This window comes from Idiomarina sp. UBA4520, from assembly GCF_002388365.1.
Classification (GTDB): domain Bacteria; phylum Pseudomonadota; class Gammaproteobacteria; order Enterobacterales; family Alteromonadaceae; genus Idiomarina; species Idiomarina zobellii.
Genome location: NZ_DGMK01000010.1, coordinates 1 through 7,449, shown reverse-complemented (window position 1 = coordinate 7,449; position 7,449 = coordinate 1). Strand labels below are relative to the sequence as shown.

Here is a 7,449-nt window from a genome sequence, read left to right as displayed (position 1 = left end):
ATAGGAAGAGCAGAAGAGCTGCTAGATAGTGCTATTGAGCAAACTGAAAATGTTATAGAAGAAAATCCAGATCTCCCATCGATATTAACCCTCAACCACCTTTCGACGCGTACTAAAACTAGTTTAGAAACCTTAAAGGCTTATATTTCAAGGGATGAGCCCGATGCATATAGAAAATTCTCTATAGCTAAACGGTCGGGGGGAAGACGATTTATACGTGTTCCCGCGCCTCAATTAGCTCATGTTCAAAAGTGGATTCACCACCATATTCTGTCTCATATCTCGCCTCATAGAGCGAGTTATGGCTTTCGTAAACGCACTTCGATTAAAGATTGCGCGAGAAAACATTGTGGTGCTCGATGGTTGATCAAATTAGACATAGTTAATTTTTTTGAAACGATTTCGGAAATTCAAGTTTTCTCGGTATTCCAGAAGCTGGGATACCAGCCTTTGGTAGCTTTTGAACTTGCACGTTTATGTACTGTTTCTTCAGATGAATATAGTCCTAGAAGAAACTATGGAAACTGGTGGGCTTTTAAAAGTTATAAGGTAATACGGAATTATGAACAAAAGCTTTTAGGGTATTTACCACAAGGAGCTTCATCCAGTCCTATGTTGTCAAATCTAGTGATGTGGAAGTGCGATGAGCAGATATCAAAAATAGCTAAAAAAAATGGCATGAAATACTCTCGCTACAGCGACGATATTGCTCTTTCGACAAGCTCGAAAGATTTTAACAGAGCTCTTGCCAAACAGGTCATACAGGAGGTGAACAGAGTTTTATCACAGTATGGGTATCTTCCCCATTTTAAGAAGTGTAAGGTTGTGCCTCCTGGAGCAAGGAAAGTAATATTAGGGTTAAATGTAGACGGCGCTGTACCGGTTTTGCAAAGAGAAACGAAGGATAGAATCAGGCAGCACTTATATTTTCTAAAAAAGCACGGTCCAGTAGAACATGCTCTCGCCAGAGGATTCGATTCTGTTTGGGGGCTTCAGTCCCATTTGCGCGGATTAATTGATTACGCAAAAGCAATTGAACCCGAATATGCTGCAAAGCGGCTGCGCGAATTTCGAGAGATTGATTGGCCCTTTTGACTTGGCTTCGATGACCTAAAAAATTACTCGTTGTTTAATGGCTTAGCGGTCTAACTAACCATCTACTATAAACTGTTTTTTTCCTAGATCACTAGAGAAAAAAGCTTTAACGATGGTAGAAGAGTCCAAGCCTCATATACGAAATTTGAAACTAATGCCCTTCATCCTTTATTGACTACTGGGGTTAGAATCATTGAGTGAAGAAATACTATCTTCGCGAGCCCCCGTGTTCTTTAATGTGATTGTCATCTTTTGGAAGTTCTTCATCTCCGGACTCTCTCACAACGTACGCATGAAATATAAAACCAATTAGGGATAGTATCCCAGTGACATATGCAAGAATATAAAGTAGTGAGTGAAATGTATTTAAGGCATCCAGCGAAGAATTGGAAAAGCTATACTTATACTTTGCGAGTTTACAGTTTGCATACGTTTTCATTTCAAACTTACATTCAAGGTTGCTAAATTCTAAATTTTTCTCTAATTCCTTTTCTACTGAGAATTTTAGCCTGTGTGCGTCAGCTTCAATAGGTAATGCGATATTTGTAACTTGCATTGTCGAAACGAGATAGACGGTCGTTATGACTACAAATGCCTTAAACAATGATGTATAGCCTTGTTTACTGGTGATCTCTGTTGTTGCATGATTAACAAGCTTTTGGATATTATTTCTCCTTTAAAATCTAACATTTATATATTGTACGAGCGCACTTTTTAACTTGTTCAGTTGAGCTGTTCATGATTTTGGGTTTACTCCAATTAAGAAGCAGCCCTAGTTCCTTTTCAAAGCGATAAAAGCTAGTTTAGCGCGGTAGACAGACATACTGTGGTCGGTTCCAAACTTTTTCCAGGTAAACTGTTTTCTCGCCCACCCCTTAAATCGATACCAAATATCCACATGAGTTAGTAATCGAGCTTTGCTGTATTCACCTGCTTTCACGTTTGTTAGAAAGCGCATATCACCACCGTGGATATATGCTCCAAACTTTTCTCGTAGAGTTGATTTAAGTTTATCTCCGACAGCGGGAATAAAACCCAGTACCCATGAGATAGAAGTGATGAAAAAATCGGGAGGCGGTACCATAGTTACACCATCAGAGGAGTTAACAACTCTGTAAATTGGTGTTTTCATTGTCATCAGCCAGTGGTCATCTGAAACTCTTGGAGCGCCAAATGTGTAACAGGCAGCATTTCCTCCAGGGTGAGTTATTCTTTTAGCTGCTATTGTTGCGAGAGCTCCACCAAGAGAGTGTCCCGTAATAAAAAGAGGTAATTCGCCGAACTCTTTTAGAGATTGATTAATTTCCATTTCGATTATGTTGTAGGCACTGTGGAAGCCTGAATGAACTTTTCCTTCCGTAACGCAGTTAGTCAGAGCTGCGTCGGCGTCTGATTTAATATCTTTTAATTCTGTCGGCTCTGTGCCGCGAAACGACAGTACGACAAATTCGTTTGTTTTTATAAGTATCGCTTGGCTGCCATCCGCATCAAATGTTTTTATTAGTTCAGCATCAAGCTGGTTTAGTTGTTCTTCCAGAAGCTTTTTTTCTTCCTCATGGTTATAGGCAAATTTGTCGATAGCTAGCTGAATAGCACTTTTAAGAACCCCATCACTATTTTTTCCTTTGGACAGAATACTCTCTATTTTTTTACCAAGACTATCGGTAATGACCGGGGGGTTAAATCTCATATAGGCTAGCTCAGCAAAGCACGCCATCAACCAGGCTGTTCGGTCACTATATGCTTTTCGGTGCATTGGTACGCTTTTACTGAGTAATTGTTTTGCTTGGCTCAGTTCGTCGCTAGTTTTTATGATTGGGCTCGACATATTCATAATCTAAGTTAAATGTTTACTTTAAGTTAACATTGTGTTTGGTTTTTGTATATGTAGTGTGGAATAGTGTACGTTATTATTTCTTGAAGTATTTTTTATCCTCATATTTTTGTGAGTAAGAATTTAAACTATGAATGCTTGGTCTTCCCTTACAGAAAGTGGTTTTTTTGATTCCGAAGCGTCTACCATGGTTTTGGGTTTTGCTATTGGCTGTATTGTTTTTATCAAGTTCCGGAAGCTCCTTTCTGACTGGGATCCTAAGAAGAAGGAGCGTGAACATCAGAAGTTTCGCATCGAAGCGTTAGGAACATTGTCTGGGATAAGCCCCCATAAAGCCAGTGAACTTATAATCTACGATTCGGATACTGCATTAGTTCGCTCTTTAAAGGAGAAGGTGTGGGAAGCGTATGGTGTTAAATATGTGTTTGTCGAAGAGCTGGGCTTGGACGCTGTTGCGCAACTACGTTTTCCATTATCTACAGTTGAGGCTTATGTTAATGGACGAAGAGCCTTAGAGCCCTGCTCCTCAAATTTGTATGATGCTTGGTGTATTAAAAAGTCATCTAAATTCAACCAAAAAAGTAGTGGGTTATTTCTGCTTATAGCTGTTATTTGCATTACCTTCTCGCTCTCAGGATTAGCTGGCTCTTGGATAAAGGATGTTTTTGAGTCTGATTCGAATCATAGTTTGGATGAACTGATTCAACCTCTATTTGTTTTAGGCATAGTAATGGCAGTGCCAGGTTATGCGCTGTTTGATAATGTAAAAGAGGTTATGAGTGCCTATCAATTTAAACAGCTATGGAAGCAGAAGCTCTCGCATGCAAAAGGTGTGCATAATAATAGCGAGGAAAAGGAAGCTGATAACGTTTCTAGTGGTTAAGTGCATTGAATCAGTCAATATCTTCATCGCCCCTAAGGACGTTTAGATATTCCCATCGTTGCCAACCGGCTTTAAGGCCTAGAACCCCACCTTGAGACAGAACGCGCCTTGGTCAGAATCCCAGTCGCTGGGCGGGTTTGCGCCTACGCTCTTGACCCCCACGAGGTCTGGAAAGGGTACGACAACGCCAAAGAATACGCGGCCTTCGTGACCAAGACGCTGGTCAACAAGGACGGCGATATTAAGCGCCGGATCATGTCGATGTTTAGCCCAGAGGAACGCCCAGACGACAGGGAGTGACGGGCACTGGCTGGCAATGTCTAGCAACGGCAGGCATTTCGGCTGAGGGTAAAAGAACTTTCCGCTAAGCGATAGACTGTATGTAAACACAGTATTGCAAGGACGCGGAACATGCCTCATGTGGCGGCCAGGACGGCCAGCCGGGATCGGGATACTGGTCGTTACCAGAGCCACCGACCCGAGCAAACCCTTCTCTATCAGATCGTTGACGAGTATTACCCGGCATTCGCTGCGCTTATGGCAGAGCAGGGAAAGGAATTGCCGGGCTATGTGCAACGGGAATTTGAAGAATTTCTCCAATGCGGGCGGCTGGAGCATGGCTTTCTACGGGTTCGCTGCGAGTCTTGCCACGCCGAGCACCTGGTCGCTTTCAGCTGTAAGCGTCGCGGTTTCTGCCCGAGCTGTGGGGCGCGGCGGATGGCCGAAAGTGCCGCCTTGCTGGTTGATGAAGTACTGCCTGAACAACCCATGCGTCAGTGGGTGTTGAGCTTCCCGTTTCAGCTGCGTTTCCTGTTTGCCAGCCGGCCCGAGATCATGGGGTGGGTGCTGGGCATCGTTTACCGCGTCATTGCCACGCACCTGGTCAAGAAAGCGGGCCATACCCACCAAGTGGCCAAGACGGGCGCGGTCACCCTGATCCAGCGTTTTGGATCGGCGCTCAATCTGAATGTTCACTTCCACATGCTGTTTCTCGACGGTGTGTATGTCGAGCAATCCCACGGCTCAGCGCGTTTCCGCTGGGTCAAGGCGCCGACCAGCCCAGAGCTCACCCAGCTGACGCACACCATCGCCCACCGGGTGGGTCGCTATCTGGAACGGCAAGGCCTGCTGGAACGGGATGTCGAAAACAGCTATCTGGCCTCGGATGCGGTGGATGACGACCCGATGACACCCCTGCTGGGGCACTCGATCACTTACCGTATCGCTGTCGGTTCACAGGCGGGGCGAAAGGTGTTCACTTTGCAAACTCTGCCGACCAGTGGTGATCCGTTCGGTGACGGGATTGGCAAGGTAGCCGGGTCCAGCCTGCACGCCGGCGTGGCGGCCAGGGCCGATGAACGCAAGAAGCTCGAACGGCTGTGCCGGTACATCAGCCGCCCGGCGGTATCCGAGAAGCGGCTGTCGTTAACACGAGGCGGCAACGTGCGCTACCAGCTCAAGACGCCGTACCGGGACGGCACCACGCACGTCATTTTCGAACCATTGGATTTCATTGCAAGGCTGGCCGCCCTGGTACCGAAGCCCAGAGTCAACCTAACCCGCTTCCACGGGGTGTTCGCACCCAACAGTCGGCACCGGGCGTTGGTCACGCCGGCAAAACGGGGCAGGGGCAACAAGGTCAGGGTGGCTGATGAACCGGCAACACCAGCACAACGGCGAGCGTCGATGACATGGGCGCAACGGCTCAAGCGTGTTTTCAATATCGACATCGAGACCTGCAGCGGCTGCGGCGGCGCCATGAAAGTCATCGCCTGCATTGAAGACCCTATAGTGATCAAGCAGATCCTTGATCACCTGAAGCACAAAGCCGAAACCAGCGGGACCAGGGCGTTACCCGAAAGCCGGGCGCCACCGGCTGAGCTGCTCCTGGGTCTGTTTGACTGACGAGCCTGAAGGCCAACGATACCAATCAAAATGCTGCGTTCACAGCGCCGCGGCAGGGATCCGCCGTGCTGGTTGTCGGAAAAGGAGCCGCTAGTGGGAAAGAGGAGGGTAAATTTTCAGCGTTGCTGGCTCCCCGTCAGCCGGATTGGGTTGCATCGCAGGGGTGTCGAAAGAGTCAACTGCGGTCCAAAGCTGTTGGACTTGGGTGAAAAGGGCGTTTATTCTTCCTATACGTTGTCGGCAGCGGGCCAAAAAGGAATACGTCCATGCCCATCGAGGTGAAACCGGCTGTGAGCGCGGGTTCAAGCATATAGCCCGACAGGCGCGTATCCTTGCCGATCACGACACGATGGCGGTGGTCACCGCGACGAAAGACACGGCCAGCCGCCATGCCGACGCGCAAGGCGGTTTCCGCCGTCATCGCGCCTTCGTTGGCTTTGCCACGAATACCGTCTGTGCCGAAATATTTGCGCACCATAAGGTCGATTATCCTGTCGTCGGGTCGCCCTCAAAGGGGACATGCCTGCTGAACCGCGAATATAGAGAAATATCCCGAATGTGCAGTTAACGAATTCTTGCGGTTTCTTTCAGCGCCGCCAATACCGCCAGCCCGTCGCGCAAGGGGCGCGGCTCGTGTGTGCGGATGAAGTCAGCTCCACCTGCGGCGGCGGCAAGCTCTGCAGCGAGTGTCGCGGCCCCGACATCCCCCGGACCACGGCCTGTGAGCGCGCGCAGAAAGGATTTGCGCGAAACAGACAGAAGCACCGGCAAATCGAAGCGCAGCCGCAATTCATCGAACCGCGCCAGCACCGAGAGCGAGGTTTCGGGAGCAGCCCCCAGAAAAAACCCCATGCCGGGATCAAGGACAAGGCGGTTGCGTTTGATACCGGCACCCGTCAGCGCCGCGATGCGCGCGTCAAAGAACGCCGCAATGTGATCCATGATGTCGCCAGCGGGTGCCTCGCGCCGATCTGCCTGCCCGTCTTGCACCGAATGCATAACGACGAGTTTGGCAGATGATTTCGCCAATTGCGGATAGAACGCAGCGTCTGGAAAACCGCGAATATCATTGAGATAGGCCACACCACGCGACAAGGCATAGGCTTGCGTCGCGGGTTGATAACTGTCGAGCGAGACGGGAATGCCATCTGCCTTGAGCGCGTCCAGCACCGGCGCGATACGCGCGATTTCTGTGTCGGACGAAACAGGCGCGGCGTCGGGATTGCTGGATGCCGGACCGAGGTCGATCACATCTGCCCCCTCGGCCATCAGCTTACGCGCCTGCGCAATGGCTGCGTCTGGCGCCAGATACCGGCCTCCATCGGAGAAACTGTCCGAGGTTATGTTGACGATGCCGAAAATGATGAGCGATTTATTCATGGGGGCTTCTATAATAATAATAATCGAGCATGAGTCTCATACGGATGCTCGGGTCGAAAGGGAATCCCCAGGCGAGTAACCTGTTTGCGGTGATCCATTAGCTGCAGGAGCAGAATAGCATACATCTGGAAGCAAAGCCAGGAAAGCGGCCTATGGAGCTGTGCGGCAGCGCTCAGTAGGCAATTTTTCAAAATATTGTTAAGCCTTTTCTGAGCATGGTATTTTTCATGGTATTACCAATTAGCAGGAAAATAAGCCATTGAATATAAAAGATAAAAATGTCTTGTTTACAATAGAGTGGGATACAGACACGCTTGATATGTTTGGAGATGGGGTTCTAGGGATTTTCCCC

The 7,449-nt window shown here is 48.4% G+C and carries 5 protein-coding genes and 1 pseudogene; 3 read left to right on the top strand and 3 right to left on the bottom strand.

Annotation, left to right across the window (positions count from 1 at the left end):
* Positions 1 to 1,095: reverse transcriptase family protein (locus B3850_RS03265; RefSeq protein ID WP_286911385.1), on the top strand; the 1,095-nt coding region annotated here is incomplete at its 5' end.
* Between the two features lie 772 nt (positions 1,096 to 1,867).
* On the opposite strand, the gene B3850_RS03260 is transcribed toward B3850_RS03265, so the two are convergent.
* The gene (locus B3850_RS03260) at positions 1,868 to 2,851 is read right to left on the bottom strand and encodes a lipase family protein (protein ID WP_286911384.1); all 984 of its coding nucleotides are present in this window, start codon (positions 2,849 to 2,851) and stop codon (positions 1,868 to 1,870) included.
* Positions 2,852 to 3,059: 208 nt separating this feature from the next.
* Here B3850_RS03260 and B3850_RS03255 point away from each other — a divergent pair, with 208 nt between their 5' ends.
* A complete protein-coding gene (locus tag B3850_RS03255; RefSeq protein ID WP_286874147.1) occupies positions 3,060 to 3,812 on the top strand; it encodes a hypothetical protein in 753 nt (250 codons plus the stop codon).
* A 411-nt stretch (positions 3,813 to 4,223) separates the two neighbouring features.
* Positions 4,224 to 5,717, top strand: coding sequence for an IS91-like element ISCR2 family transposase (locus tag B3850_RS03245; RefSeq protein ID WP_001120888.1), 1,494 nt, complete (start codon positions 4,224 to 4,226; stop codon positions 5,715 to 5,717).
* 235 nt (positions 5,718 to 5,952) lie between these two features.
* On the opposite strand, the pseudogene glmM reads toward B3850_RS03245, so the two are convergent.
* Positions 5,953 to 6,195: pseudogene (gene glmM / locus B3850_RS03240) on the bottom strand (phosphoglucosamine mutase); the annotation flags it as partial.
* An 86-nt stretch (positions 6,196 to 6,281) separates the two neighbouring features.
* Positions 6,282 to 7,097, bottom strand: coding sequence for a sulfonamide-resistant dihydropteroate synthase Sul2 (gene sul2 / locus B3850_RS03235; RefSeq protein WP_001043260.1), 816 nt, complete (start codon positions 7,095 to 7,097; stop codon positions 6,282 to 6,284).
* Between the last annotated feature and the right edge of the window lie 352 nt (positions 7,098 to 7,449).